The organism is Pigmentiphaga sp. GD03639, from assembly GCF_029845405.1.
Lineage (GTDB): Bacteria > Pseudomonadota > Gammaproteobacteria > Burkholderiales > Burkholderiaceae_B > Pigmentiphaga > Pigmentiphaga daeguensis.
In genome coordinates this window covers 1-24,904 of the sequence record NZ_JAOCLR010000010.1, presented here as the reverse complement: position 1 = coordinate 24,904, position 24,904 = coordinate 1, and the positions used below count along the sequence as shown (strand labels likewise).

Annotated in this window: 27 protein-coding genes, 1 tRNA gene, 2 pseudogenes and 1 riboswitch; of the genes and pseudogenes, 20 read left to right on the top strand and 10 right to left on the bottom strand. The window is 69.4% G+C overall.

The window, feature by feature from the left end; translation table 11 throughout:
* The 5 genes from N5K27_RS12875 (at position 1) to N5K27_RS12855 (ending at position 4,079) form a co-directional block, all read left to right on the top strand.
* Positions 1–762, top strand: a complete 762-nt coding sequence (locus N5K27_RS12875) for a dienelactone hydrolase family protein (RefSeq protein WP_279816895.1) — start codon at positions 1–3, stop codon at positions 760–762.
* Positions 762–1,901, top strand: a complete 1,140-nt coding sequence (locus tag N5K27_RS12870) for a hypothetical protein (RefSeq protein ID WP_279816893.1) — start codon at positions 762–764, stop codon at positions 1,899–1,901. Before N5K27_RS12875 ends, N5K27_RS12870 begins: the two co-directional genes overlap by 1 nt.
* A gap of 54 nt (positions 1,902–1,955) precedes the next feature.
* On the top strand, positions 1,956–2,819 hold the full coding sequence (locus N5K27_RS12865; RefSeq protein ID WP_087840313.1) for an alpha/beta hydrolase: 864 nt from the start codon (positions 1,956–1,958) through the stop codon (positions 2,817–2,819).
* On the top strand, positions 2,812–3,207 hold the full coding sequence (locus N5K27_RS12860) for a RidA family protein (protein ID WP_279816889.1): 396 nt from the start codon (positions 2,812–2,814) through the stop codon (positions 3,205–3,207). The genes N5K27_RS12865 and N5K27_RS12860 overlap by 8 nt, the downstream gene beginning before the upstream one ends.
* A 98-nt stretch (positions 3,208–3,305) precedes the next feature.
* Positions 3,306–4,079, top strand: coding sequence for a GntR family transcriptional regulator (locus N5K27_RS12855; protein ID WP_165963235.1), 774 nt, complete (start codon positions 3,306–3,308; stop codon positions 4,077–4,079).
* Positions 4,080–4,104: 25 nt separating this feature from the next.
* On the opposite strand, the gene N5K27_RS12850 is transcribed toward N5K27_RS12855, so the two are convergent.
* Positions 4,105–4,572 (bottom strand): YbaK/EbsC family protein, encoded by a 468-nt coding sequence (locus N5K27_RS12850; RefSeq protein WP_087840310.1) that lies wholly within the window; start codon positions 4,570–4,572, stop codon positions 4,105–4,107.
* A gap of 117 nt (positions 4,573–4,689) precedes the next feature.
* On the opposite strand from N5K27_RS12850, the gene N5K27_RS12845 reads away from it, so the two are divergent.
* Complete coding sequence (locus N5K27_RS12845) at positions 4,690–5,463, top strand: GntR family transcriptional regulator (protein ID WP_087840309.1); 774 nt, start codon at positions 4,690–4,692, stop codon at positions 5,461–5,463.
* A 35-nt stretch (positions 5,464–5,498) separates the two neighbouring features.
* Here the strand turns inward: N5K27_RS12845 and N5K27_RS12840 are convergent, their stop codons facing one another.
* Both N5K27_RS12840 and N5K27_RS12835 read right to left on the bottom strand, forming a co-directional pair.
* Positions 5,499–6,473, bottom strand: coding sequence for a tripartite tricarboxylate transporter substrate binding protein (locus N5K27_RS12840; protein WP_279816884.1), 975 nt, complete (start codon positions 6,471–6,473; stop codon positions 5,499–5,501).
* Positions 6,474–6,645: 172 nt separating this feature from the next.
* Complete coding sequence (locus N5K27_RS12835) at positions 6,646–7,623, bottom strand: tripartite tricarboxylate transporter substrate binding protein (RefSeq protein WP_279816882.1); 978 nt, start codon at positions 7,621–7,623, stop codon at positions 6,646–6,648.
* A gap of 262 nt (positions 7,624–7,885) precedes the next feature.
* On the opposite strand from N5K27_RS12835, the gene N5K27_RS12830 reads away from it, so the two are divergent.
* Positions 7,886–9,115 carry a CaiB/BaiF CoA-transferase family protein gene (locus N5K27_RS12830; RefSeq protein ID WP_087840305.1) on the top strand — a complete coding sequence of 410 codons (1,230 nt, stop codon included), beginning with the start codon at positions 7,886–7,888 and terminating at the stop codon, positions 9,113–9,115.
* 1 nt (position 9,116) lies between these two features.
* Here the strand turns inward: N5K27_RS12830 and N5K27_RS12825 are convergent.
* The 3 genes and pseudogenes from N5K27_RS12825 to N5K27_RS12815 all read right to left on the bottom strand — a co-directional run.
* Positions 9,117–9,314, bottom strand: a pseudogene (locus N5K27_RS12825) (helix-turn-helix domain-containing protein); the annotation flags it as partial.
* Positions 9,315–9,611 (bottom strand): annotated as a pseudogene (locus N5K27_RS12820) (type II toxin-antitoxin system RelE/ParE family toxin); the annotation flags it as partial.
* A gap of 121 nt (positions 9,612–9,732) precedes the next feature.
* Positions 9,733–10,638, bottom strand: coding sequence for a c-type cytochrome (locus N5K27_RS12815; protein WP_279816880.1), 906 nt, complete (start codon positions 10,636–10,638; stop codon positions 9,733–9,735).
* A gap of 252 nt (positions 10,639–10,890) precedes the next feature.
* On the opposite strand from N5K27_RS12815, the gene N5K27_RS12810 reads away from it, so the two are divergent.
* A tRNA-Arg gene (locus N5K27_RS12810) sits at positions 10,891–10,966 on the top strand.
* Between the two features lie 59 nt (positions 10,967–11,025).
* Here the strand turns inward: N5K27_RS12810 and N5K27_RS12805 are convergent.
* The 4 genes from N5K27_RS12805 to N5K27_RS12790 form a co-directional block, all read right to left on the bottom strand.
* The gene (locus N5K27_RS12805) at positions 11,026–11,904 is read right to left on the bottom strand and encodes a cobalamin-binding protein (RefSeq protein WP_254914526.1); all 879 of its coding nucleotides are present in this window, start codon (positions 11,902–11,904) and stop codon (positions 11,026–11,028) included.
* Between the two features lie 28 nt (positions 11,905–11,932).
* Entirely contained in the window at positions 11,933–13,783 is a 1,851-nt protein-coding gene (locus N5K27_RS12800) for a TonB-dependent receptor (protein ID WP_279816875.1), read from the bottom strand.
* Between the two features lie 79 nt (positions 13,784–13,862).
* Positions 13,863–14,104: riboswitch (cobalamin riboswitch) on the bottom strand.
* 70 nt (positions 14,105–14,174) lie between these two features.
* Positions 14,175–14,588 carry a nucleoside diphosphate kinase regulator gene (gene rnk / locus N5K27_RS12795; protein ID WP_087836536.1) on the bottom strand — a complete coding sequence of 138 codons (414 nt, stop codon included), beginning with the start codon at positions 14,586–14,588 and terminating at the stop codon, positions 14,175–14,177.
* 273 nt (positions 14,589–14,861) lie between these two features.
* Entirely contained in the window at positions 14,862–15,689 is an 828-nt protein-coding gene (locus tag N5K27_RS12790; RefSeq protein WP_087836547.1) for an alpha/beta hydrolase, read from the bottom strand.
* A gap of 162 nt (positions 15,690–15,851) precedes the next feature.
* Here N5K27_RS12790 and N5K27_RS12785 point away from each other — a divergent pair, with 162 nt between their 5' ends.
* From N5K27_RS12785 to N5K27_RS12730, 12 genes are all read left to right on the top strand, one after another.
* Entirely contained in the window at positions 15,852–16,403 is a 552-nt protein-coding gene (locus tag N5K27_RS12785) for a hypothetical protein (protein ID WP_087836537.1), read from the top strand.
* A gap of 4 nt (positions 16,404–16,407) precedes the next feature.
* Positions 16,408–16,665, top strand: a complete 258-nt coding sequence (locus tag N5K27_RS12780; protein WP_087836538.1) for a YkgJ family cysteine cluster protein — start codon at positions 16,408–16,410, stop codon at positions 16,663–16,665.
* Between the two features lie 50 nt (positions 16,666–16,715).
* Positions 16,716–19,214, top strand: coding sequence for a heavy metal translocating P-type ATPase (locus N5K27_RS12775; RefSeq protein ID WP_279816868.1), 2,499 nt, complete (start codon positions 16,716–16,718; stop codon positions 19,212–19,214).
* Positions 19,214–19,408, top strand: coding sequence for a cbb3-type cytochrome oxidase assembly protein CcoS (ccoS, locus tag N5K27_RS12770; RefSeq protein WP_176400611.1), 195 nt, complete (start codon positions 19,214–19,216; stop codon positions 19,406–19,408). Before N5K27_RS12775 ends, ccoS begins: the two co-directional genes overlap by 1 nt.
* 71 nt (positions 19,409–19,479) lie before the next feature.
* Positions 19,480–20,949 carry a cytochrome-c oxidase, cbb3-type subunit I gene (ccoN, locus tag N5K27_RS12765; protein WP_279816863.1) on the top strand — a complete coding sequence of 490 codons (1,470 nt, stop codon included), beginning with the start codon at positions 19,480–19,482 and terminating at the stop codon, positions 20,947–20,949.
* 13 nt (positions 20,950–20,962) lie between these two features.
* The gene (ccoO, locus tag N5K27_RS12760; RefSeq protein ID WP_279816862.1) at positions 20,963–21,598 is read left to right on the top strand and encodes a cytochrome-c oxidase, cbb3-type subunit II; all 636 of its coding nucleotides are present in this window, start codon (positions 20,963–20,965) and stop codon (positions 21,596–21,598) included.
* A 5-nt stretch (positions 21,599–21,603) separates the two neighbouring features.
* Positions 21,604–21,780 (top strand): CcoQ/FixQ family Cbb3-type cytochrome c oxidase assembly chaperone, encoded by a 177-nt coding sequence (locus tag N5K27_RS12755; RefSeq protein ID WP_087836548.1) that lies wholly within the window; start codon positions 21,604–21,606, stop codon positions 21,778–21,780.
* Positions 21,777–22,706 (top strand): cytochrome-c oxidase, cbb3-type subunit III, encoded by a 930-nt coding sequence (gene ccoP, locus N5K27_RS12750; protein ID WP_130356128.1) that lies wholly within the window; start codon positions 21,777–21,779, stop codon positions 22,704–22,706. Before N5K27_RS12755 ends, ccoP begins: the two co-directional genes overlap by 4 nt.
* A complete protein-coding gene (ccoG, locus tag N5K27_RS12745) occupies positions 22,703–24,136 on the top strand; it encodes a cytochrome c oxidase accessory protein CcoG (protein ID WP_279816857.1) in 1,434 nt (477 codons plus the stop codon). The genes ccoP and ccoG overlap by 4 nt, the downstream gene beginning before the upstream one ends.
* Positions 24,137–24,157: 21 nt before the next feature.
* Entirely contained in the window at positions 24,158–24,340 is a 183-nt protein-coding gene (locus N5K27_RS12740) for a FixH family protein (protein ID WP_279816854.1), read from the top strand.
* Positions 24,337–24,597: a hypothetical protein gene (locus tag N5K27_RS12735; protein ID WP_130356125.1), complete on the top strand. Its 261-nt coding sequence runs from the start codon at positions 24,337–24,339 to the stop codon at positions 24,595–24,597. The genes N5K27_RS12740 and N5K27_RS12735 overlap by 4 nt, the downstream gene beginning before the upstream one ends.
* 25 nt (positions 24,598–24,622) lie before the next feature.
* A partial coding sequence (locus tag N5K27_RS12730; protein WP_279816847.1) for a sulfite exporter TauE/SafE family protein occupies positions 24,623–24,904 on the top strand: 282 nt, incomplete at its 3' end.

Here is a 24,904-nt window from a genome sequence, read left to right as displayed (position 1 = left end):
ATGAACAAGCGAACCAGCCATGGCCGCTGGGTGGCCTTTCCCAGCGGCGCCGACGAGGTGCGGGGCTACCTGGCCGAGCCCGACGGCGACGACGTGCTGGGCGCGGTGGTCTGCGCGCCCGAGAACCTGGGGGTGACCGAGCATCGCCAGGAGGAAACGCGGCGCCTGGCGGCCGAGGGCTTCATCGTCCTGACCGTGGATCCGTACAGCCGCATCGGCGGCCGCCCGCCGCAGGACTACACCACCGCCGAGGAGCGGCGCAGCAAGGCTTTCATCGCCGCGCGCGACGAGGTCGTGGTGCCCGATTGCCAGGCGGCGCTGGAGTGGCTGCGCGCGCAGCCCCGGGTGGGGTGCGTCGGCGCCCTGGGCTACTGCCTGGGCGGCGGCACGGTGCTGGCCTGGGCGGCCGGCACGCGCGACCTGGCCTGCTCGGTGGTGCTGTACGCGCTGCCGGTGGTGCCGGCCGCCTATTCGCCCGACGGCCGGGACCGTTCGCGCATCGCCCTGGCGCCGCGCATCCAGGCGCCCATGCAATTGCACTTCGGCGAGGCCGACGAAGCCATTCCCATGGACCAGACCCTGGCGTTGAAGGAAGCGCTGGAAGCGCGGGCGCCCGCGCCCATCGATTTCCATGTCTATCCCGGCGCGCGCCATGCGTACATGGACAGCACGCTGGAGCGCTATTCGCCCGAGGCCGCCGCGCTGACCTACGAGCGCTTCGTGGGCTTCCTGCATCGTCATCTGGACGCCGGGGATAGCTGATGGGCGAGATCGTCTGGGCCGCCGCCACGGCCCACACCGGCGCCATGATGCGCGCGCCCAAGGGCGACCCGGACGACCTGGCGCGCGCCGACCGGGTGTTCCAGGCCTTCTCGGCCCTGTCCGTCTCGCTCAAGGAGGCGCGCCCGGACGTGCTCGTGGTCGTCGCCACCGACCATTTCCTGACCTTCGACCAGGCAGCGCTGCCGGTGTTCGCCATCGGTACCGGCGCGGCCTTCCCGGGGCATGGGGAGTTCGGCGTACCCAGGCGGGACTACACCGGCGTGGCGGGCCTGGGCGAAGCGGTGCACGCGGGCATGGTGGCCGCCGGCTTCGACGCGGCCGGCGCGCGCGGCCTGCCGCTGGACCACAGCTTCTCGTGTCCGCTGCAATTGCTGCTGGCCGGCTGGGACGCGCCGGTGCTGCCGGTGTACGTGAACTGCACCATCGAACCGCTGCCGCGCCTGGACCGCTGCCTGGCCTTCGGCCGCGTGCTGGGCGACGTGCTGCGCGCGCAGGACCTGGCGCCGCGCGTGGCGGTGCTGGGCACCGGCGGCCTGAGCCACTGGGTTGGCATGCCCGAGACCGGACACATCAACCGCGACTTCGACCGACGCTTCCTGGAAGGCTTCGCCGCCGGCCGGTTCGACGAGATCGCCGGCTGGGACGCGGCCGAGGTGGTGCGCAGCGCCGGCAACGGTGCGGCCGAGATCCGCAACTGGCTGCTGGCCGCCGGCACGGCCCGGGCCACGGGCGCGCGCGTGGCGGCCTACGAGCCGGTGCAGGCCTGGGTGACCGGGATAGGCGTGACCGAACTGCTGCTGCCTCCGGGGCAGGCGGGTGAAACCCTGCCTGCGCAGGCCGCCGGGGCGGGCCGCGACAGGCACGCGCTGGAGCGCTACCTGTTCCGCTTCGACAAGGAGCCGGCGCTGCAGGAAGCGCTCAAGGCCGGTGCCGAGCACGCCTTCGATGGCCATGCGCTGGACGACGAGGAACGGCGCGCCCTGCGCGAACGCGATCTCGCGACCTTGTACGAGTGGGGCGTGCATCCGCTGTTGATCCGCAATTTCGCCGGCACCCTGGGACTGCCCTACGTGCAGGCCTACCACGACCGCGGCCTGCTGCCGCGGCACGGCAACTGAGCAAGCGGACCCCGCGACCGGCGGGGTCCACCTCTTCGACTGGAGACATCGATCATGAATGACACGGCAATTCGTTCACGCTGGGTACTGGCCAACGGCGTGCGCACGCACTACGCGGAAGCCGGCGACCAGGGACCCACGCTGGTGGCGTTGCACGGCGGCGGCGCGGGTTCGTCCGGCGCATCGGGCATGGGGCTCGTGCTGCCGCTGCTGGGCAAGGACTTTCGCGTGGTCGCGCCCGATTCCATCGGCGGCTTCGGATTGACCGATACCCAGGCGCCCACGCCCTACGGGCTGATCAGCCGCGCAGCCCATACCGCCGATTTCGTCGACGCGCTGTGCCTGGACAAGTTCTCGGTGCTGGGCAATTCGCAGGGCGCGTGGTCGGGCGTGTACTACGCCATGCTGCATCCGGACCGGGTCGAAAAACTCGTCATCGTGTCTTCGCTCACCATTGCCGGCTCCATGGGCATCAAGCAGGCGCCGAACGAGGCCATGCATGCGCTGATGGGCTATGACGGTTCGCGCGCGGGCATGAAGCGCCTGCTGGAGGCCCTGATCATCGACAAGTCGCGCATCACCGACGCGCTCATCGACGATCGCCAGCGCGCCGCCACGCGGCCCGGCGCGTTCGAGGCCTTCCAGCGCATGGCGCAGGGCATAGACTTCGTGCGCAACGACCCGGTGCTCAAGCTGCAGACCCAATGGCAGGAAGCGCTGCCCGCGCTGACGCGCCGCATTCCCACCCTGATCCTGTGGGGCGAGGAAGATACCTTCGCCGTGCCCGCCACCGGCCGCGCGCTGGCCGAGATGCTGCCCGACGCGCGCATCGAATGGGTGCCCGGGGCCGGCCACCAGGTGCAGACCGACGCGCCGGACCGCGCCGCCGCCATCATCCGGGAGTTCCTGCATGGATAGGGCGAGCATGCCGCAGTCGCCGGACGCGCCCGATCGCATGCCGGGCATGGTGCCCGGCGTGCGGGCCGGGGGCTTCCTGTTCCTGTCGGCCATACGCGGCCGCGACCCGGCCACCGACCGCATGCCCGACGATCCCTACGAACAGGCCTGCCAGGCGCTGCGCAACGTCCAGGCGGTGCTGGCAGCGTCCGGCGCGACGCTCAGGCACGTGGTGAAGGTCACGCTCTATCTGCACGACCTGGACAAGCGCAAGGCCTTCCACCAGGCATGGATGGAGTTCTTTCCGCAGGATCCGCCCGCCCGCATCGCCGTGGGCATCGCGGATGCCAACGGCGCGCCCGGCGGCAACGCCCACTACGCGCTGGACGTGATCGCGCTGGCGCCGTGACCGGCCGGCTCGATTGCCAGCGCCCGCCGCGCCCCGGCACAATATGCGTTTGCGCCCCGGGGCGCGAGACTGGCCATCCGCCGCAGGTGATTCGCTCCATGGCATCCGCACGACGCACGACCGACGCTTCCGATACTTCCGCGCGTGCCGGCAACACCGGCCCGCGCGGCGGGCTGCCGATGTACGCGCAGCTCTTCGCGCTGTTCCGCCAGCGCATCGAGAACGGCGTCTGGCCGCTGAACGAGTGCATTCCGTCGCTGGACGAGCTGATGGAGGAATTCGACGTGGGCCGGGTCACGGTGCGGCATGCGCTGGGCATGCTCGAGGCCGAGGGGCTGATCGGCCGCTTCCGCGGCCGCGGCACCTTCGTCACGGCGCGTCCCCAGTCCAACATCTGGTATCGCATCCCGATGAACTGGGACGAGCTTACCGGGCCGCAGCCCGACATCGAGGTCGAGTGGCTGGAAAGCCACGAATGCGCGCAGCCGCCCGCCTCGGTGCACGCCGGCGCCGCGCTGGGCGAGTCTTATCAGGCCCTCAAGCGGCGCCTGCTGCGCCACCACATTCCCTACGGCATCGGCCATACCTACATCGAAAAGAATGTCTACGCCGCCTTCGGCGCCGACGTGCTGGCCAAGCCCATCCCGCTGAAGATCCTGGACGCTCGCCTGCCGGGCGGCGTCGGCCATGCCGAGCAGACCGTGCGCGCCAGCGTGGCCGACCTGGACACCGCCCGCCTGCTCGACCTGACTTCGGGCGCGCCGGTCATCCAGGTGACGCGGTCGGTGCTGGATCGCGACGGCGTCCTGGTCTATGAATCGCTGGGCATCTTCCGCGGCGATTTCGTCGAGATCCACACCGACCTGAAATAGACGCGCCTCAGGCCGTAGACGCGCCTCAGGCCGCTTCCTGGCTGACATCCACCCATTGCGCGCCGACCAGCTCGGCCAGGCGCCGGGGCGCGATGCGCACCGCGCTGTGCGTGGAACCGGCGGCGGGCAGCACTTCGTCGTAGGCCCGCAGCGAGACATCGCAATACACGGGCAGCGGCGTGGCCAGGCCGAACGGGCAGACGCCTCCCACCGGGTGTCCGGTCACGGCCACCACTTCGTCGGCCGGCAGCATTTTCACGCGGCCGCCGAACACGGCCTTGGCCTTCTTGTTGTCCAGCCTGGCGTCGCCGCGTGTCACGACCAGCACCTCGCGGTCGCCCGCCCGCAGCGACAGCGTCTTGGCGATCTGGCCAGGCGCGACGCCATGGTGCTGCGCGGCCAGTTCGACGGTGGCGGTGCTGTGCTCGAGTTCGATGATGGCGATGTCGGGTGCGTGGGTGGCCAGGAAATGGCGGACGGATTCGAGGCTCATGCGAAGACGGCGCGTGTTGCGGAAAGAGCACCGACTATAGCCTACCGTCCGCCGCCGCCGATGGCGGGACAGGCCACTGATAGAATGAAAGGCTAGTCAACCAGCACATCGCGCCTCATGACTTTGCCTCCGCCCCGCGCCACCCGCACGACACCGTCGACCGCCATCGCGAACCTGGCCCAGGTGGGGACGCCCATCTACGTCAAGCTGGTCATGTCCTTCAGGAAGCGCATCGAGACGGGCGAGTGGGCGGTGGACCAGCAGATCCCGTCGCTGGACGAACTGGCCCGCGAAGAAGGCGTGGCGCGCGCCACCATCCGCCATGCCATCGGCTTCCTGGAGTCCGAAGGCCTGATCGGCCGTTACCGCGGCCGTGGCACCTTCGTCCTGCGCCGCCCGCAAAGCGGGGTGTTCTACGATATCCCGACCAGCTGGGATACGCTGGTCAACCACGTGCCCGACATCCAGATCGAATGGCTGGAGAGCAGCACTGTCATGCGGCCCCAATCGATCAACCACCACGGCGGCTCGCTGTCGTCCGACGGCTACCAGCACCTGCGCCGCCTGCAGAAGCACAACCAGATCCCGTACTTCGTCGGCGATTCGTACGTCGAGCGCACGATCTTTCGCGCCATCGGCAAGCGGGCGTTCAACTCGCCCGTGCCCATGCAGCTGATACAGAATCACGCGGGCGACCGCATCGGCCGGGCCGAGCAGACCATCCAGGCCAGCAACGCCGACTTCGAGGTGGCCCAGTTGCTGGACGTGCCGGTGAACACCGCCATCATGGTGGTCACCCGCTCGGTGTTCGACAAGGACGAAGTCCTGGTGTACGAATCCCAGGGCCTGTTCCGCAGCGACTTCGTGCGGGTGCACATGCGGCTGAAATAGCGCCGGCGCCTGGCGTGCCGGCCGCTCGCGTCCGGCTATTCGATGCTGATGCCCAGCCGCTTGATGCGTGTCTCCACCTCGGCCAGTTCGTCGCGCACGCGCGTGGACAGCTCGGTCGGCGTGCTGCCCTGGGGCTCGATCCCCAGCGCCGCGAACTTCTCGATCAGTTCCGGATCCTTCAGCACCTGCGCGATGCCGGCGTTGAGCTTCTGCACCACGGCCGGGGGCGTGCCCGCCGGCGCCACCAGGCCCACCCAGGTCTCGATGGCCAGGTCGGGACCGCCGGATTCCTTGACGGTGGGAACCTGCGGATAGTCGGCCAGGCGCTGCGGCGAGGCGGTGGCCAGCATCTTCAGCTTGCCGGCCTTGACCAGCGGCAGCCCCGAGCCGATGGTGGCCACGCTGAAGCTGATGTCGCCGTTGGCGACCGCCGTGTAGATCTGCGCGCCTTCCTTGTAGTGGACCGGCATCATCTCGGTGCGCGTGGCCTGGGCCAGGATGGCACCGCCGAAATGGGCGGGACTGCCGACGTAGGGCGTACCGTAGGTGATTTTCTTCGGATCCTTGCGGGCCGCCTCGATCAGGTCGCGCATCGATGCATAGGGAGCCGAGGCGGACGTGTAGAACAGGAAGGGCGCACGGAAGAACAGCGACACCGGCGTGTAGTCCTTCTGCGGGTCGTAGGGGACCGAGGCCAGCAGCTTGGGATTGGTGGTCATGTGCGCGTCGCCCACGACCAGCAGGGTGTAGCCGTCGGGCGCGGCCTGCTTGGCGGCGCCCAGCGCCAGGAAGCCGTTGGCGCCCGGCTTGGCCTCGATGACGATGGGCTTGCCCCACAGCTTGCCCAGTTTCTCGGCCATGATGCGGGTGGCGACGTCCGGCGTCAGGCCGGCCGGGTAGGGCGTGACGAGGCGGATGGGGCGCGTGGGGAAGTCGTCGGCATAAGCGGCCTGGATGCCGGCAAGCGCCAGGCTCGCCGCAACCAGGCCACACGATAGACTGGGTTTCAAGCTTGTCTCCTCGATGCGTCGTCGCTGGACGCGCGGGCGTCCGGGTGCCTGCCCGGTCGCTCGGTTCAATGTGATAGTAAACTATACTACTAGCTATTATGAGCCGAGCGCGGGCCGACGGCAAGCGGGGAGTGCCGCGCAGGCGAGGGGCCGCCGGCGCGGGAGGAAAAGACTACTGCGCGGTGATGTGGCGCTCTTCGATGATCGCGCCCCAAGTGGCCGACTCGTCGGCGATGAACCTGGCGAGTTCTTCGCGGCTCATCGGATCGGGCGTCAGTCCGTGCTTGATCAACTGGGCCGACACGTCGGGATCCTTCAGCACCTTCAAGATTTCCTCGTTCCAGCGGTCGAGTATGCCGGCGGGCGTCCTGCCCGGCGCGACGAAGGCGTACCAGTTGGTGGCATTGAAGCCGGGAATGCCGGACTCGGCGATGGTCGGCACGTCGGGCATGAAGGCCGGGCGCTTCAAGCCCGTCGTGGCGATGGCGACCACCTTGCCGGTCTCGATATGGGGCTGGGCCGAAGACGGCGTGGAGTAGTACGAGGCGACTCGTCCCGACAGCAGGTCCACCATGGCCGGCGCCCCGCCCTTGTAGGGCACGTGGACGACGTTCACGCCGGCGCGCTGGTTGAGCAGTTCGCCCGCCAGGTGCGAGGCGGAGCCGGCGCCGGTCGAAGCGTAGCTCATCTTCTCGGGATGCTTCCTGGCCATCTCGATGTAGTCGTTCAGCGTCTTGACGCCCAGGCCGGCGTAGGCCACCAGCACGTTCGGGAAGTTGACGCCCATGGTGATGGGCGCCAGGTCCTTGACCGGGTCGTAGGGCAGCTTCATCAGGTGGGGCGCGATGGCCAGCGGACCGATCGAACCGAGCAGGATGGTGGAGCCGTCGGGTTCGGCCCGCGCGACCAGGTCGTGGGCGATGTTGCCGCCCGCGCCGGCCTTGTTCTCGACCACGACCGGACGGCCCAGGTTGTCCGCCAGCTTCCTGGCAATCAGGCGGGCCGCGGTGTCGGCGCCGCCCCCGGGTGCGAAGCCGACGACCATGGTGATCGACTTTCTTGGAATGTCCTGGGCCGAGGCCAGCGGCGGCAGGACACAGGCGAACGCGGCCGCGATCCACGCGGCCGGCATGAGCGGGTGGCGATGCATGGCTCCTCCGTTCTGGTTGTCCGGGGAATCGGACGTCCCCGGCATCGGGCCAGCATACGGGCACCCCGCCGGTGCCGGTAATCACCGGACATGAATGGGGGCTTCACGACTTGTGACGGGACGCGCGCGCCAGGCGTGGGGCGTCGGCGGCCGGGCCGGTGATTCTCGGGGAGCCGCCGGGCCCGTGGGGTAAGCTTACGGATTGCCCGGCATCGGCCGGTCCCGCGGTTTTGTTCTTCCTTCACGCGAATTCGAGCAAAGCATGACAGCACGCACTTCCCCCCTGGCCGGCATCCGTGTTCTCGACCTGACTCGCGTCCTGGCCGGACCCTGGTGTACCCAGAACCTGGCCGACCTGGGCGCCGAGGTGATCAAGATCGAGCGGCCGGGATCGGGCGACGACACGCGCAGCTGGGGGCCGCCGTTCCTGAAGGACAGCCAGGGCCGGGACACGGCCGAGGCCGCCTACTATCTCAGCGTCAACCGCAACAAGCGCTCGGTCGCGCTGGACATCGCCACGCCCGAAGGCGCGCGGCTGGTGCGCGAGCTGGCCGCGCAAAGCGACATCCTGATCGAAAACTTCAAGGTCGGCGGGCTGGCGAAGTACGGACTGGACTACGCCTCGATGAAGGAAGTGAATCCGCGCCTGATCTATTGCTCGGTCACCGGGTTCGGCCAGACCGGCCCGTACGCCAGCCGCCCCGGCTACGACTTCATGATCCAGGGATTGGGCGGCTTCATGAGCATCACCGGCGAGCGCGACGGCCTGCCGGGAGCCGGCCCGCAGAAGGCCGGCGTGGCCGTGGCCGACATCCTGACCGGCATGTACGCCACGGTGGGCATCCTGGCCGCGCTGCAGGAACGCCAGCGCAGCGGCCTGGGACAGCACCTGGACGTCGCGCTGCTGGACACCGTGGTGGCCATGCTGGGCAACCAGGCCCTGAACTACCTGACTTCGGGCATCGCGCCCCGGCGGGCCGGCAACGCCCACCAGAACATCGTGCCCTATCAGGTGTTCGCCGCGTCCGACGGCCACCTGATCGTCGCCGTGGGCAACGACGGTCAGTTCCGCGCCTATTGCGGCGTGCTCGAGGCGCCGCAACTGGCCGATCATCCCGACTACAGCATCAACAGCAACCGCGTCATCAACCGCGACCGGCTGGTGCCTATCCTGGCCGGGATCATGGAAAAGAAGCCGCGCGACTACTGGCTGGAGCGGCTCGAGGCCGTGGGCGTGCCTTGCGGCCCCATCAACACCATCGACCAGGCTTTCGACGATCCCCAGGTCCGGGCTCGCGGCCTGCGCCTGGACCTGCCGCATCCGCTGGCGGGCACGGCGCCGTCTGTCGCCAGCCCGCTGCGCCTGTCCGACACGCCGGTGCAGTACCGCCACGCGCCGCCGCTGCTGGGGCAGGACACGGAAGCCGTGCTGCGTGACTACCTGGGCCTGAGCGACGAAGCCATCCAGCGCCTCGTGCCGCCTGCCGCGTAGATCAGAGGATCGCCTGCAAGCCCTTGTCGGCGATGATGTTGAGCAGCTTGAGCGCCGGACCGGCAGGTCGGGTTTCTCCCTGCTCCCACTTGCGCACCGTCGAGGCGGTAGTGTGCAGGTGGAGCGCGAACACTGGCTGACTGAACTTCAGGGCTTCCCGCAGGTGTTTGATGTCGGCGGCTTCGAACTCGCGCACGGGGGACAGTTCCAGAAACACCTTGCCGACGAATTGCAGCGCCTTTTTTTCGCCCTGCGTGATGTCCGCCTTGTCGCTCTTGGGAAAGCCGTGCAGGAACACATAGCGTCTACCCAGGCGAGCTGACAACAGTGTGCGGTAGCCGCCGCTCTTGCCGCTGCCAAGGCGGGCCACCCGTTTCTTGTAGAGAAAGCCACCCAAGTCTGCGTCGATCAAGCCGCTTTCCATTTCCTTGACTGCTCCGCAGAGGCTGGCGTCAGGCAGCTTCTCGCTTGATCCGGGCGCAGGCCAGCAAGGTATCGGGCTGGAGAGGAGGGACGTAGGACAAAAATGCGCCGCTATGCGGCGGCGCGGCCTGAATAAAAAACCCAGCCCCCTTTCGGTGAGCCGGGTTTTTTTAGATCGAAACGGGCGAGGTGGCTTACTTGGCCGCGTCGACCATGTATTGCACCGCCGCGCGGATGTCGGCCTCGGTCGCATTCGCGGCGCCGCCCTTCGGGGGCATCGCGCCCTTGCCCTGCATGGCAACCGATACCATCGTATCCACGCCGGTGGCGATGTACTTCGCCCAGGCGGCCTTGTCGCCGAACTTGGGCGCGCCGGCGATGCCGGCGCCGTGGCAGGCGAAACAGGTGGAGTCGTACAGCTTCTTGCCGTCGGCGGTGGAAGCGGCCGCGGGTGCCGCGGCTTGCGGGGCCGGCGCGGCGGCCTGGGGCGCGGGCGCGGGCGCGGCCGGCGCCGCGGCGGCAGGGGCAGCAGGCGCGGCGGGTGCGGCAGCCGGAGCTTCCGCGGTGGCAGCCGGGGCGGCGGGCGCGGGTTCGGCCGGTTCCTTGAAGCTGGCGCCGCTGTTGTTGGCCATGTAGACCACAGCGCGCGCGACTTCGAAGTCGTCCAGGTCGGGGTTGCCGCCCTTGGCCGGCATGGCGCCCTTGCCGTGCAGGGCGACCTGCAGCATGGCGTCGAAGCCGGTCGAGACGTACTTGGCCCACGAGCCGCTGTCGCCGAACTTGGGCGCGCCGGCCACGCCGGCGGCGTGACAGGTGGCGCAGACCGCCTTGTAGACTGCTTCGCCGGTCTGGAACACGCGCGGGGCGTTGGCGTCGCGCAGTTCGAAGCCGGCCACCGGCTTGATGCGGGCCTCGATGGCCTCGGGCGTCTGCGCGTCGGAGCCCGCGTTGGACTTGTTGCCGCTGGCGACGAAGTTCACGAGCAGCAGGATGGTGATGATGGGGACGAGGAAAGCCAGTATGACCACCGTGATCAGCTGGCGGGGCGTCCTGATCGGCGATTCATGGGCTTCTTCGTGATTATGCTGCGCGTTGCTCATTGCCAAGTCCTGCAAGTCTATGGGCCGGGCACGCCCGACACGTGACGGTTTATGGGATTTTGCTGACTGCTTGCTTTGATACTTGTATTGCGCCGGATGGGCTGCCGCCTTTCTCCTCCCGGCCGGCTGCTTTCCCGCACATAAACGCCTGATTATAGCGGCAGGCCCGCCGCTCGGCTCAATCGGTGTTTTTGGGGGCCGCGCGCGGGGCAAAAGACGAAATCTTCCAGGCAGGGTACAATTGGCGGCTACGCGCCCGTAGCTCAATGGATAGAGTACTGCTCTCCGAAGGCAGGGGTTGCTGGTTCGATCCCAGCCGGGCGCGCCATTTCCTGCCTTCCCCCGTGCAGCCGCCAGCCGCTGCCACGTCATTCCTCCCCGTACTGCTTACCGTCCGGCCGCCCGCCGCCGTGCGGCATCGATCATCCCGCACAGGCGCTCCGTGGCGTCGATCATGCGCGGCGTGGGCCGGTGCATGGCATCGGGGTCGATGGCCCACAGGTTGTCCGGCGCCGCGGCCAGCGCCGGCCCGAAGGCCTTCCAGGCCGCCAGCGCGGCATCGGCGCCCGGGCCGGCCTGGCCCACGATGATGGCCTGCGGATTCTCCTTCAGGACCCCTTCCGTGCCCACCATGGGCGCGGCGGCGGGCAGGCCGCCGAAGACGTTGACGGCGCCGCAGGTTCGCAGGGCATCGCCGATGATGCCGCGATCGTTCACGGTGTACATGGGCTGGGAACCCACCTGATAGAACACGCGCACGGGCCGTTGGCCCGCATGGCGCGCGGCCAGGGCGGCCAGGCGCCGCCGCAGGTCCGCCGCATGGGCCCGGGCCGTGGTCAGGGTGCCCGTCAGTTCGCCCAATCGTTCGATCGCGTCGGGAATGTCTGCCAGCTTGCGGGGATTGCTGTAGTAAAGCCGGATGCCCAGCCGCGCCAGCAGGGATTCGGGCAGCCCGGCGTGCGCCGGCCCGTCGCCGTAGGCCCACAGCACGACCAGGTCGGGCGCCAGCGCCACGATGCGCTCGGCGTTCGGGTGCAGTCCGTCGCCCACGCGGGGCAGCTTCACGGCCTCGGGCGGGTAGTTGCTGTAGCGGTCCACGCCCACGATGGCCGAGCCCGCGCCGGCCGCGTACAGCAGCTCGGTGGCATGGGGCGCCAGCGACACCACCCGCCGCGCGAGCGCGGGCAGGGTGATGTCGCGGCCCGCGTCGTCGCGCGCGTGGATGGCCTGGGCCAACGCGGCCGCCGGGGCCAGGACCAGCGCCACGGCCACGGCCGCCCATGGGCGGCGTCGCTCAGGGGCGATAGCTGAGGTTGACGAAGACCGTCGAACCCGGGGTCGCATAGCCGCCCGCCAGCTCATAGTGCTTGTTGAACGCATTGTTCCAGCGTACCTGCACCTGCGTGTTGCGATTGATGTCGTAGGACGCCATCAGGTTCATCAGGCTGTAGCCGCCCAGGCGTCCCACTGCGCCAGCGTAGTCCACGCGCGGGGTGGTCGCCAGCCACTCGGCGCCCAGCAGCCAGGGGCCCAGGCGGTGGTCGGCCGCCAGCTTCAGGCTGCCGCGGGCGCGCCGGGCCAGTTGTTCGCTGGTCCGGGCATCGCGCGGGTCCTGCCAGTCGGCGCTGGCGCGCAGCGTGGTCGCGCCCAGCTGCTGGGCGACGCTGACGTTCACGCCCTTCAGGATGGCCTTGTCGACGTTGGCGTTGCTGCCGGTCCAGTTGCCGGTGCCGTCGTCGACCCAGACGATCAGGTTCGAGACGCGGTTGCGGAAGGCCGTGATCGAGGCCGTGGTGCCGCCCTGGCGATAGCGCAGGCCCGCTTCCACGTTGCGCGACTTCTCGGCCTTCAGGTCGGGGTTGCCGCCGAAGCCGTACAGGTCGCTGTAGGTGGGGGAGCGGAAGCCGGTGCCGGCGCCGGCCGTGGCCTGCCATCCGGGCGCGAAGTCGTAGGCGTATGACACCGCGCCAGAGGTGTTGCCGCCGTACTGGGAGTTATTGTCGTGGCGCAGGTTCAGCTGGACGTGGTGCCGATCGAAGTCGCCGCGGTAGATCGCGGCCACCGAGTTGGTCCGGCGCCGGGTCGGGAAGCTGCCGGTCAGCGAGGTGCTCAGCACGTCTTCGCGCAGGTGCTCGGCGATCAGCGACAGGTTCTGCCCGGCGGCCAGCGCCAGGTCGTTCTGCCAGGTGAACAGGTCCTGGCGCGTGCGCGCCTGCGCCCGCGGGGCCGTGGCGCTGGCGTAGTCGCGGTAGTCGTCCACGGTGCGCCCGAAGCGCAGCGTGCTGGTCCAGGCGTCGGTGATGCGGTCCACGCTGGACAGCGAGTAGGCCTGCACGCGCGTGACGGCGCGCGAGTCGTAGGCGATGCCGTTGTTGTCGTACTGGCCGTTGACGCGGGAGTTGTAGATGCTGGCCTCGACGCGGTGGCCGGCGGCCCAGGCCAGGCCCAGGCGGGCGGCGGCGTTTTCCTGCTCGTAGCCGTCGCGGTCGCCGTAGTAGGCGAAGCTGCCGGGCAGGGTGGCGTTGAAGCCGCGGCTTTTGGATTTGCCGTACTGCAGGCCGTAGGTCCACATGCCCTGCGCGCCGTCCAGGTTGACCTGGGCCTTGTAGGTGTCGTGGCTGCCCGCGCCCACCGATCCGCTGATGGCCAGCGGCCGGTCGGCCTGGCGCTTGGTGATGATGTTGATGACGCCGCCGATGGCGTCCGCGCCATGGATGCTGCTGGCCGCGCCGCGCAGGATCTCGATGCGTTCGACGCTGGCCGGGTCGATGCCGTTCAGGCTCATGGTGCCGGAGGTGGCCGATCCCACGCGCAGGCCATCGATCAGTACCAGGGTATGGCGGCTGTTGGCGCCGCGGATGAAGACGCTGGTCGTGGTCTGCGGGCCGCCGTTGGTGCCGATGTCGATGGCGTGTTCGCGCTGCAGCAGCTCGGCCAGGCTGGTCTGCCCGGCGCGCTGGATGGTCTCGGCGTCGATGACGGTGACATCGCCCAGCGCGCGCGACAGGGGCTGCTCGACGCGCGAGGCCGTGACGGTGACCGGATCTAGGGTGGTGGCGGCAGGAGCCTGGGCCTGCACGTTGGCGGCGCAAAGCAGCGCGCCGGTGGCGCCGGCCAGGCGCCAGGAGGTGGAACTGGATGACATGGATACCTGCGGTTTCGGTGACGCGCATCCCCGCACGTCGGCTTGCGAATCGGGAAGCGTTGCGCTTCCCCCTTTCGGTCCTGGGGACCTTCGAGCCGGCCGGTATCCGGGCTGGCATCCGTGGCCGCATCCCCTTCCCATGCGCGCCGGCGCCGGAGGATGCGGCGGGACGTGGCACAGTGGGTTCGATGCGGCGTGTCGCGCGCGGCGTGGCCACGCGGGACGGGATGCTTACCGTTGCGGGGGCAGCACAGGTTAGGTCCCGAAGGGGCCCTCCTGTTTCCCGTTTAACTGTGAAGCACCGACTCGGCGGCTACTCTAGCACGGCCTGGTGGCGGAAGTCGGGAAACGGGGCGGGGATGTTGTCCGGCCGCCGCGTGGCAGGAGGGGATCAGGCGGTGTAGTCGCCGTTGGCTTCGGGCTGGTAGTCGATGCGAACGACGCGCATCTGGCGCGGTTCGCCGTCGGGAGGGGTCCAGCCGATCTTCCCGGGCACCCGCGCGCCCAGCAGGGCCGCGCCCATGGGCGAGAACACCGACACCATGCCCTTGGCGGCATCGGCTTCCTTGGGATAGCACAGGGTGATCAGCCGCACGCCGCTTTCGTCCTCGACTTCCACGCGGGTATGCATGGTGACGATGTCGGCGGGGATCTCGCGCGGCTCGGCCTGATCCGCCTGGTCCAGGGCCTCGGCCAGGACTGCCTGCGCCGTGCCGGCCGCGGGCTCGCGGTCGCCGAGAAGGCTGGTAAGGCGAACGTAGTCGAGTTCGCTGACGGTAATGTAAGGGGGGCTGCTGGTTTGCATGCCTGTCTCCTGAAGAAACGGTGCCGGGAAAACGGCGTTCAAGACGTTTGTTCGGGAAGCCCGGCGATCGATTGCGAGAAAGCGGTAGAGGGGAGGGGGATCGCCGGGCTCAGGAGTGGAAGGCCGGGATGAGCGGAAACAGGATGGACGGGCGCGACGACGCGCGACGCGCAACGGCGCGCGTCGACCGGGATCGGAGCGAGGAGGCGGGTGCCAAGAGGGCACGCCGTATGGTTTCCATGGGACTAGGATAGCCCATTCTGGGCGACCGGTTCAAACCGGGGCGGTCAGGGTGGCCAGCCAGGTCTCCATGTCGGCGTAGACCGGGGCGGCCAGGGCCGGCGTCTCGTTCAGGATCTCGTGATAGGCCTGGTGGTACCAGCGCAGCGCCAGCTTGCCGGGCGCGCCCGAGTCGGCGAAACGCCGGCTGCCCGAGGGCGAGACGATGGCGTCGTCCCCGGCCACCATCAACAGCGTGCGCGGCTTCAGGGTGGAAGCTTCGGCGATCGACTGCGCGCCGGCATCGGCGATGAAGCGCATCAGCCGCGCGCTGATCCGGTCGTGCACCAGCGGGTCGTTGGCATAGGCGTCGATGACGGATTGTTCGTGCGAGAGCCGGGAGATCTTCAGGCCGCTGCCTACCCGCAGATCGGGGGCGATGCCGCCCAGCATGTCCAGCAGCCAGCGCTGGCGGGCGGACAATTCCACGCTGAAGGCGGGCGATGACAGCACCAGGCCCGCCAGCGGCACGTTGCCGCGCAGCGCCACGCGCGCGGCCACCAGGCCGCCCAGGCTATGGCCGATCAGCAGCGGCGGCGCACCCGTCTCGCGTGCGTATTCGGACAGCCGGTGCTCGGCATCCACCACCAGGTCGTCGCTGGTGCGCAGGGCGCCCCGCTTGCCGCTGGAACGACCGTGGCCCCGGTGATCGTGCGCCGCCAGCGACCAGCCGCGGGCGGCGAACCAGCGCACCAGCCCTTCGTAGCGACCGGCGTGCTCTCCCAGGCCGTGCAGCAGGTAGGCCGGCCGGTAGCCTTCCGGGCGGGGCGGCACGTCCCAGCGGTACGCCGCGAGCTGCGTGCCGTCCGGAGCGGTCGTCATGGAAATCAGCGACAATTCGTTGTCCCGTATCGATCGTGTATGGATTCAAAGGCGGATTGTCGCTCAGCCACTTCCAGCGGGCCGGCTGGCTCGTGTAACAGCTTGTACCGTTTTGTCGCGGACTGGCGGGCGACGATGCCGCACACTGCCGCTGGAATGCCCATGTCTTCACCCATCCGCGCCTGCCTCGTCCTGCTCCTGGCCCTGCTGGCCGCCTGCTCGCCCAAGTACAACTGGCGCGAGATGCCGGCGGCCGACGGCGCGATACGCGTCACCTTCCCCGCCCGTCCCAAGCCGGACCAGCGCGACGTCGACATCGCCGGCCATACGCTGCCGCTGGCCTTCGACATCGCGCCGGTGGACACCTCCATCTTCGCCGTCGGCCGGGTGACGCTGCCGGAGGCCATCCTGGCCGATCCGGCTGAACTGGCCAAGGTCGCGGACGCCTTCGAACAGGTGTTGCTGGCCAATCTGCGCGGCACGCTGACCTACCGCAAGGACATCACGCTGCGGCAGGCGCCGGCCGACACGCGCAAGCTCGGCCGGGCGGTGGAGCTGGAGGTGCACGGCATGGTGGCGAACACGCCGTCCTGGCTGCTGGGGCGGGTCTACCTGCTGGGCAACCAGTTGATCGAGGTCGTGGCCCTGGGCCGGGAGGACGAACTGGACCGCGATTCGGCCCAGACCTTCGTGCAGTCGGTACGGGCGGATTGACGGCATGGAGTGCCGCCCCGGCTGCGGCGCCTGTTGCACGGCGCCGTCCATCACCACGCCGATCCCGGGCATGCCCGGCGGCAAGCCGGCCGGCGTGCGCTGCGTCCAGCTGGACGAACACGAGCGCTGCAGACTGTTCGGCCGGCCCGGGCGCCCCGCCGTCTGTGCCTCGCTCATGCCCGCGCCCGACATGTGCGGGGACGGCCGGGAGCATGCCATGCGCTGGCTGGGCCGCCTGGAAGACCTGACCCGGCCCGCCTGAACCCTTCCGCTTGACCTGGATCAACGCGCGCGGCCGGTCTTGCGGCCAGAATGCGCGGCGTGAACACGACTTCGCTGCCTTGCGCCACCCCGGGCGCGCCGGACGCCGGCGCCCCCGCCGCGGACTGCTATCACTGCGGCCAGCCCGCGGGCGGCGGTTTGCGCGCGTCCCTTGCCGGCGCCCCGCGCTGGTTCTGCTGCGCCGGCTGCCTGGCGGCCGCGCAGACCATCCACGGCGCGGGCCTGGAGAGCTTCTACCGTTTCCGCAGCGGCCTGGGCCGGCCGCTGGACGATGCCGAGGGGCAGGCCGGCCTGCGCGCGGCGTTCGGGCGGGCCGACATCGAGTCGCTGTACGTGCGCGCCGTGGACGCCGGCACGGCCGAGGCCTGGCTGACGATAGACGGCCTGCGCTGCGCCGCCTGCGTCTGGCTGTGCGAGCAGCACCTGGAGCGCCAGCCCGGCGTCGTGGCGGCGCACGTCAACCATGCCACCGGACGGGCGCGGGTACGCTGGAAGACGGCGCAGGCCGGGCTGGGCCGCGTGCTGGAGGCGTTCGCCGCCATCGGCTATCGCGCGGTGCCCTTCCAGCCGGGGGCCACGAACCACGGCCTGCGCCGCGAGAAGCGCGGCCTGCTGCTGCGCATGGCGGTGGCGCTGCTGTGCATGATGCAGGTCATGATGTATGCGTGGCCGCTGTACCGGCACGAGGCCTCGATCGCCCCCGACCAGTGGCAGTTGCTGCGCTGGGCCAGCCTGGCGTTGACCCTGCCGGTGGTGGCGTACAGCGCCTGGCCGCTGATGCGGGGCGCCTGGCGCGGGTTGCGCCACGGCCGGCCGGGCATGGACCTGCCGGTGGTGATCGGCATCCTGGCCGCCTTCGGCGCCAGCGTGGCCGCCACGGTGGCCAACCGGGGCGAGGTCTATTTCGATTCGGTCACAATGTTCGTGGCCCTGCTGCTGGCGGCGCGCTATCTGGAACTGGTGGTGCGCCACGAGGCGCAGGACGGCGGCCGCGCGCTGGCCGCGCAATTGCCCGCCACCTGCGTGCGGCTGCGGAACTATCCGGCCAGCCGCGAGGCCGACATCATCGCCCTGCAACAGGTGCGCCCCGGCGACGTGCTGCGCATCGGCCCGGGCGAGGCCGTGCCGGCCGACGGTCGGGTGCTGGAAGGCGCCACGCAGGTCGACGAGGCCATGCTGACCGGGGAAAGCCGGCCCATCGCCAAGGCGGTGGGCGATGGCCTGGTCGCCGGCAGCCACAACAGCGGCAGTCCGGTATGGATGCGGGTCGAGCAGGCCGGCGTCGAGACCCGGCTGGCGCGGATCACCCAGGCCCTGGATCGGGCGCTGGAGGAAAAGCCGCGCATCGCCGTGCTGGCCGACCGCATCGCGGTGGTATTCGTGCTGGCCCTGATCGCGCTGGCACTGGCCACCGGCGCGGTCTGGTGGTGGATCGATCCCTCGCGTGCGCTGCCCGTCATGATCGCGGTGCTGGTGGTCAGCTGCCCCTGCGCGCTGTCGTTGGCGACGCCGGCCGCGCTGGCGGCCGCCACGGCGGCCCTGGCCCGCAAGGGCGTGCTGGTGGTGAAGGGGCATGCGCTGGAAACGCTGGCGCAGGTCACCGACGTGGTGCTGGACAAGACCGGGACGCTGACCCAGGGCCGGTTCACGGTGGCCAGCGTGGAGATATTCGGCGCGTTGGGCGCGGGACAGTGCCTGGCGCTGGCGGCGGCCATGGAGGAAGGCAGCACGCACCCGGCGGGCCTGGCGCTGATCGCGGCGGCGCGCGAGGCGGGCCTGCCCGCGCCGGACGTCCAGGACGTCCGCCATGTGCCGGGGCAGGGTGTGCAAGCCTGCTTCGGCGGGGTTGCGATACGCCTGGGCAGCCAATGTTTCGCGGCGGGTGCGCGCGACACGGCGCCGTTGCCGCCGGTGGCCGATGGCCGGGATGCGGCGCCCGGCGCCATCGCCACGCAGGTCTGGCTGGCCGGCAATGCCGGGCCGCTCGCGCGCTTCGTGCTGCGGGATGCGCCGCGCGAGGGCAGCCACGAGATGGTGCGGGCGCTGCAAGCCATGGGCAAACGCGTGCATCTGGTGTCGGGGGACGATGCGCGCACGGTCGCGGCCTGGGCCACCGAGTTCGGCATCGGCAGCCACGCGGGCGGCGTCAGCCCCGAGGGCAAGAAGGACTACGTCGCCCGCCTGCAGGCCGGTGGCGCGGTGGTGCTGGCGGTGGGCGACGGCATCAACGATGCGCCGCAGCTCGGCCTGGCCCAGGTGTCCATGGCCGTCGCGGCCGGCACCCCGCTGGCCCGCGCCAGCGCCGACGTGATCCTGAACGGCCACGGCATTCTGGGCGTGGCGCACGCCTTGCGCACCGCGCGCCGTGCGCGTCGCGTGATGCGCCAGAACCTGGGCTGGGCCCTGGCCTACAACCTGTCTTTCATCCCGCTGGCCGCGTCGGGCTGGATCACCGCGTGGATGGCGGCGCTGGGCATGTCGCTGTCCTCGCTGCTGGTAGTGGGCAACGCATGGAGGCTGCGCCGCTGATGGAAACGCTCTATCTCCTGGTTCCGCTCAGCCTGATGCTGGTGCTGGCGGTGGTCGTCGTGCTGTGGTGGGCGGTGCAGGACGGCCAGTTCGAAGACATGGAAGGCGCCGACTACGCCATCCTGATGGACGACGACAGGCCGTCCGGTGTGGATGAAATGCCGCCGTCCGCGCGCTCCTCTCGCGAGGCTTGATCTGCATCAAGGCGGGTTCCCCTGTACATGCGCATGATGGGCGCGGGAATTCAGAATCAGGGGAACCAGCCATGGGCGACAGCGCTAGCGGCGCGCTTTCAGGCGAAACATTCAACTACAAGATCGTCCGCCAATTCGCCGTCATGACGGTCGTGTGGGGGATCGTGGGCATGGCGGTGGGCGTGCTGCTTGCCGCGCAATTGATCTGGCCGGCGCTGAACTTCGACGTGCCGTGGCTGACCTACGGGCGGCTGCGGCCGCTGCACACCAACGCGGTCATCTTCGCGTTCGGCGGCAGCGCGCTGTTCGCCACCTCGTACTACGTGGTGCAGCGTACCTGTCAGGCGCGGCTGTTCTCGGCGCCGCTGGCGGCCTTCACCTTCTGGGGCTGGCAGGCCGTCATCGTCGCGGCGGCGATCACGCTGCCGATGGGCTACACCAGCAGCAAGGAATACGCCGAACTCGAGTGGCCCATCGACATCCTGATCACGCTGGTATGGGTGGCCTACGCCGTCGTGTTCTTCGGCACCATCGTCAAACGCAGGACCCGCCACATCTACGTGGCGAACTGGTTCTTCGGCGCCTACATCCTGACGATCGCGCTGCTGCACATCGTCAACAACCTGGAATGGCCGGCCACGATGTGGAAGTCGTACTCGGCCTATGCCGGCGTGCAGGACGCGATGGTGCAGTGGTGGTACGGGCACAATGCGGTGGGCTTCTTCCTGACCACCAGCTTTCTGGGCATGATGTACTACTTCGTGCCCAAGCAGGCCGAGCGCCCCATCTATTCGTACCGGCTGTCCATCGTCCACTTCTGGGCGCTGAGCTTCACCTACATGTGGGCCGGCCCGCACCACCTGCAATACACGGCGCTGCCCGACTGGGCGCAATCGCTGGGCATGGTGTTCTCGCTGATCCTGCTGGCGCCGTCGTGGGGCGGCATGCTGAACGGCATCATGACCCTGTCGGGCGCCTGGCACAAGCTGCGCACCGATCCCATCCTGAAGTTCCTCGTGGTGGCGCTGTCGTTCTACGGCATGTCCACGTTCGAGGGCTCGATGATGTCCATCAAGACCGTCAACTCGCTGTCGCACTACACGGACTGGACCATCGGCCACGTGCATTCCGGCGCGCTGGGCTGGGTCGCGATGATCACGATCGGCTCGCTTTATTACCTGTTCCCGCGTCTGTTCGGGCAGAAGCAGATGTACAGCACCAGGATGATAGAACTCCATTTCTGGATCGCCACGCTGGGCGTGGTGCTCTATATCGCCGCGATGTGGATCGCCGGCGTCATGCAGGGCCTGATGTGGCGCGCCGTGGAACCCGACGGCACCCTGACCTACACCTTCGTCGAATCGGTCAAGGCCACGTATCCGTTCTACCTCGTGCGCCTGCTGGGCGGGGTGTGCTTCCTGGGCGGCATGCTGCTGATGGCGTGGAACTTCGTCATGACGGCGCGCGGCCGGCGGCCGTTCGACGCGCCGGTGCCGGCGCCGGTCCCGGTGTCCGCGGCGGCCCAGCCGCGGCTGGCCTGAGGAGCGCATCGCCATGAAATCGAAGCGCGCTCCCTTCTTCAGCCACGAGACGCTGGAAAAGAACGTGGGCTGGCTGATCCTGGCCACCATCGCGGTGGTCAGCATCGCGGGACTGGTGCAGATCGTGCCCCTGTTCTTCCAGCACTCCACCACTACCCCCGTCCAGGGCGTGGAGCCCTATACCGCCCTGCGCCTGGCCGGCCGGGACGTCTACATCCGCGAAGGCTGCGTGGGCTGCCATTCGCAGCAGGTCCGCACGCTGGCGGCCGAGGTGCAGCGCTACGGCCATTACTCCGAGGCGGGCGAAGGCGTGTACGACCGGCCCTTCCTCTGGGGCTCCAAGCGCACCGGGCCCGACCTGGCGCGCGTGGGCGGCCGCTACAGCGACGACTGGCACCGCGTCCACCTGAACAATCCGCGCGACGTCGTGCCCGAGTCCAACATGCCGGCCTATCCATGGCTGCGCCAGACGCCGGTCGCGAGCGACCAGGTCGAGGCGGGCATGCGCGCGCTGCGCACGCTGGGCGTGCCCTATACCGACGAACAGATCGCGGCGGCGGCCGGTGAGCTGGCCGGCAAGACCGAAGAGGATGCCCTGGTGGCCTACCTCCAGGGCCTGGGGCTGGCGATGAAGAAGCAGGGGCGATGATGGACATGATCGCTTGGATGACATCGATCGCGACGGCGCTGGCGCTGTCGACCTTCCTGGCCATCGTGGCGTGGGCGTGGTCGCGCGCCCGCGTCGAGGCCAACCGCGAATCGGCCATGCTGCCGTTCGCGCTCCCCGACGAAAGCGCCGTCGCGGCGCAAGGCAAGGATGCCGGGCAATGAGCGATTTCACTACCGACTTCTGGGGCTATTACATCGGCGCGATCGCGCTGGCGGGCATCGTCTGGTGCGTCTGGCTGCTGTTCTCGCAGCGGGCCTTCCTGAAATCCTCCAAGGCCGCCCCAGGCGGCCAGGTCGACGATACCGGCCATGTCTGGGACGGCGATCTGCGCGAGCTGAACAATCCGCTGCCGCGCTGGTGGATGTGGATGTATCTGCTGTCCTGTGTCTTCGCGCTGGGCTACCTGGTCCTGTATCCCGGCCTGGGCAAGGTCCAGGGCTGGCTGGGCTGGTCCAGCACGGGCGCGCTGGCCGCGCAGCAGGACCAGTTGCGCGAACAGGTCCAGCCGTTGTACGCGCGCTTCGAGGACATGGAGATCCCGGCCATCGCCGACGATGCCCAGGCGCGGGAGATCGGGCAGCGGCTGTTCCTGAACAACTGCGCGCAGTGCCATGGGTCGGATGCGCGCGGCAGCAAGGGCTTTCCCAATCTGGCCGACGGCGACTGGCTGTACGGTTCTTCGCCCGACATCATCCGCGAATCCATCGCGAAGGGGCGGCACGGCATCATGCCCCCGTTCGGCGAACAACTGGACTCGCGCGCGGTGGGCGACGTGACCCAGTACGTGCGCTCGCTGTCGGGCCTGGCCGCCGACCCCATCAAGGCCGCTCGCGGCCGGGCCGATTTCCGCGCGAACTGCGCGGCCTGCCACGGCGTCGAGGGCAAGGGCAACCCGCTGCTGGGCGCGCCCAACCTGACCGACAAGGTCTGGCTGTACGGCAGCTCGGCCGCCGTCATCGCCGAGACCATCACCAAGGGCCGCAACAACCAGATGCCGGCACACGAGGACGTGTTCACGCCGCAGCAGATCCGCTTGCTGACCGCCTACGTCTGGGGCCTGACCCGGCCCGCCGAAGAGGCGAAATGAGTTCCCCGCGCGAGCGCGCCTGCCCGGCCGCCGGCGGCGACGAGGAAGGTTCGGAGCAGGCGCTGTACGAGGTCCGGCGCAAGATCTATCCGCGTTCGGTCAGCGGCGTCTTCGCGCACTGGCGCGTGGCGCTGGTGTTCCTGACGCAGGCGGTGTTCTACGGCCTGCCGTGGCTGACCTGGAACGGCAGGCAGGCCGTGCTGTTCGACCTGGGCGCGCGCAAGTTCTACCTGTTCGGGATGGTGTTGTGGCCGCAGGACATCATCTACCTGACGCTGCTGCTGATCCTGAGCGCGCTGGCGCTGTTCCTGTTCACCGCGGTGGCGGGCCGGCTGTTCTGCGGCTATGCGTGCCCGCAGACGGTCTACACCGAGATCTTCATGTGGATCGAGCGCCTGACCGAAGGCGACCGGTTCGCGCGCATCCGGCTGGACGCGGCGCCGTGGTCCTGGCGCAAGCTCGGGCGCAAGGGCGCCAAGCACGCGTTGTGGCTGGCGGTGGCGACCTGGACCGGGTTCACCTTCATCGGCTATTTCAGCCCCATCCGCGAGCTGGCGGGCCTGGCGTGGCAGGGTGCACTGGGCCCCTGGCAATGGTTCTGGCTGGTGTTCTACAGCTTCGCCACCTGGGGCAACGCAGGCTTCATGCGAGAACAGGTCTGCAAATACATGTGCCCCTACGCGCGGTTCCAGAGCGTGATGGTGGACTCCGACACCTACGTGGTCACCTACGACTCGGTGCGGGGCGACCCGCGGGGCAGCCGGTCGCGCAGGATAGATCCACGCGAGGCGGGCCTGGGCGATTGCGTCAATTGCAGCATCTGCGTGCAGGTGTGCCCAACCGGCATCGACATCCGCGATGGCCTGCAATACGAGTGCATAGGCTGCGGCGCCTGTATCGACGCCTGCGACCAGGTCATGGACAAGATGCAGTATCCGCGCGGCCTGATCCGCTATGCGTCCGAACGCGCCATCGAGCTGCGGCTGGATGCCAGACAGGCGCGGCGCCGCGTGCTGCGCCCGCGCGTGCTGGTGTACGGCGCGATCTGGCTGGCGCTGGCGGCGGTGTTCGTCGGCCTCCTGGCGGCGCGGCAGCCGCTGCGCGTGGACGTGATACGCGACCGTTCGGTGCTGGCGCGCGAGGTCGAGGGCGGCATGATCGAGAACGTCTACCAGCTGCAGCTCATGAACGCGACCGAGCGCGCCATGCGCGTGCGGCTGGACGTGCAGGGCCTGCCGCAACTGCGCGTGCAGGGGGCCGACGGCGGCACCGACATTGAACTGGCGCCGGCCTCGAACCGCCTGTGGCCGGTGCGGGTGTCGCTGCCCGTGGACGGGGCGCGATCGGGCACGCACCGGATCGAGTTCATCGTGCGCGACGGCCGCGATGCGGACGGGCTGCGCGAGACGTCGAGTTTCATCGTTCCTTGAATGGACAAAGCGAGGTGCGGGATGCAGGAACAGAAAGATGCCGGACCCTGGTGGATGGAACCCTGGCCCTGGCTGTTGATGGCGGGGCCGGCCGTGGCGATGCTGGGCTGCATCGTGACCATCGTGCTGGCGGTCGCGCATGACGATCCCCCGGTCGTCGATAAGGTGGTCAAGCGCGGGCTGGTGGTGGAGCGCGCGCCATGAAATGGCGGCGCGTCGGCATGTGGGTGCTGTGGCCGGCCTTCCTGGCCAGCGCCGGCGCCGCGCTGGTCGTCTTCACCCTGCTCGATCCGCGCGGCCTGACCATCGTCGGGCGCCCGGTCGAGATGTCGCGCCAGGCGTTCTATACCGCGGCCTTCTTCCTTCTGTGGGCGATCGCCGGGGTATCCAGCGCCATCACGCTGTACCTGGCGGGTGGCGGCGCGGGTCCGGACGGCAACGACGTGGACGACCTGCCATGACGCGGATCGGCCGTGGGGGCGTGGCGTGAGCGGCTGGCCGGCGCTGGCCAGCGTGCTCCTGCTCGGCCTGCTGGGCGGCGTGCACTGCGCCGCCATGTGCGGCGGACTGGTGATGGCGGTCGAGCACCGGCACGGCGAACGCCTGGCGGTGCTGCGGCGCGCGGCGCCGTGGCGGCTGGGATTGGAGGCCCTGGTCATGCATGCCGGGCGCATCGCCTCGTATGCGCTGCTGGGCGCGGTGGCGGGTGGCCTGGGGGGCAACATCTGGAGCCGGGACTGGCTGCCGCTTCAGCGCGGCGCGCTGGCC

Bases quoted from the DNA above. Each gene is read 5' to 3' on its own strand.
- N5K27_RS12735 (WP_130356125.1), top strand. From the start codon at position 24,337: ATGAAATGGCGGCGCGTCGGCATGTGGGTGCTGTGGCCGGCCTTCCTG.
- N5K27_RS12845 (WP_087840309.1), top strand. From the start codon at position 4,690: ATGACTTTGCCTCCGCCCCGCGCCACCCGCACGACACCGTCGACCGCC.
- ccoN (WP_279816863.1), top strand. From the start codon at position 19,480: ATGGGCGACAGCGCTAGCGGCGCGCTTTCAGGCGAAACATTCAACTAC.
- N5K27_RS12800 (WP_279816875.1), bottom strand. From the start codon at position 13,783: ATGTCATCCAGTTCCACCTCCTGGCGCCTGGCCGGCGCCACCGGCGCG.
- N5K27_RS12855 (WP_165963235.1), top strand. From the start codon at position 3,306: ATGGCATCCGCACGACGCACGACCGACGCTTCCGATACTTCCGCGCGT.
- N5K27_RS12755 (WP_087836548.1), top strand. From the start codon at position 21,604: ATGATCGCTTGGATGACATCGATCGCGACGGCGCTGGCGCTGTCGACC.
- N5K27_RS12780 (WP_087836538.1), top strand. From the start codon at position 16,408: ATGGAGTGCCGCCCCGGCTGCGGCGCCTGTTGCACGGCGCCGTCCATC.
- ccoP (WP_130356128.1), top strand. From the start codon at position 21,777: ATGAGCGATTTCACTACCGACTTCTGGGGCTATTACATCGGCGCGATC.
- N5K27_RS12865 (WP_087840313.1), top strand. From the start codon at position 1,956: ATGAATGACACGGCAATTCGTTCACGCTGGGTACTGGCCAACGGCGTG.
- N5K27_RS12785 (WP_087836537.1), top strand. From the start codon at position 15,852: ATGTCTTCACCCATCCGCGCCTGCCTCGTCCTGCTCCTGGCCCTGCTG.
- N5K27_RS12860 (WP_279816889.1), top strand. From the start codon at position 2,812: ATGGATAGGGCGAGCATGCCGCAGTCGCCGGACGCGCCCGATCGCATG.
- N5K27_RS12740 (WP_279816854.1), top strand. From the start codon at position 24,158: ATGCAGGAACAGAAAGATGCCGGACCCTGGTGGATGGAACCCTGGCCC.
- N5K27_RS12850 (WP_087840310.1), bottom strand. From the start codon at position 4,572: ATGAGCCTCGAATCCGTCCGCCATTTCCTGGCCACCCACGCACCCGAC.
- rnk (WP_087836536.1), bottom strand. From the start codon at position 14,588: ATGCAAACCAGCAGCCCCCCTTACATTACCGTCAGCGAACTCGACTAC.
- N5K27_RS12830 (WP_087840305.1), top strand. From the start codon at position 7,886: ATGACAGCACGCACTTCCCCCCTGGCCGGCATCCGTGTTCTCGACCTG.
- N5K27_RS12870 (WP_279816893.1), top strand. From the start codon at position 762: ATGGGCGAGATCGTCTGGGCCGCCGCCACGGCCCACACCGGCGCCATG.
- N5K27_RS12775 (WP_279816868.1), top strand. From the start codon at position 16,716: ATGCGCGGCGTGAACACGACTTCGCTGCCTTGCGCCACCCCGGGCGCG.
- N5K27_RS12835 (WP_279816882.1), bottom strand. From the start codon at position 7,623: ATGCATCGCCACCCGCTCATGCCGGCCGCGTGGATCGCGGCCGCGTTC.
- N5K27_RS12790 (WP_087836547.1), bottom strand. From the start codon at position 15,689: ATGACGACCGCTCCGGACGGCACGCAGCTCGCGGCGTACCGCTGGGAC.
- ccoS (WP_176400611.1), top strand. From the start codon at position 19,214: ATGGAAACGCTCTATCTCCTGGTTCCGCTCAGCCTGATGCTGGTGCTG.
- ccoG (WP_279816857.1), top strand. From the start codon at position 22,703: ATGAGTTCCCCGCGCGAGCGCGCCTGCCCGGCCGCCGGCGGCGACGAG.
- ccoO (WP_279816862.1), top strand. From the start codon at position 20,963: ATGAAATCGAAGCGCGCTCCCTTCTTCAGCCACGAGACGCTGGAAAAG.
- N5K27_RS12875 (WP_279816895.1), top strand. From the start codon at position 1: ATGAACAAGCGAACCAGCCATGGCCGCTGGGTGGCCTTTCCCAGCGGC.
- N5K27_RS12815 (WP_279816880.1), bottom strand. From the start codon at position 10,638: ATGAGCAACGCGCAGCATAATCACGAAGAAGCCCATGAATCGCCGATC.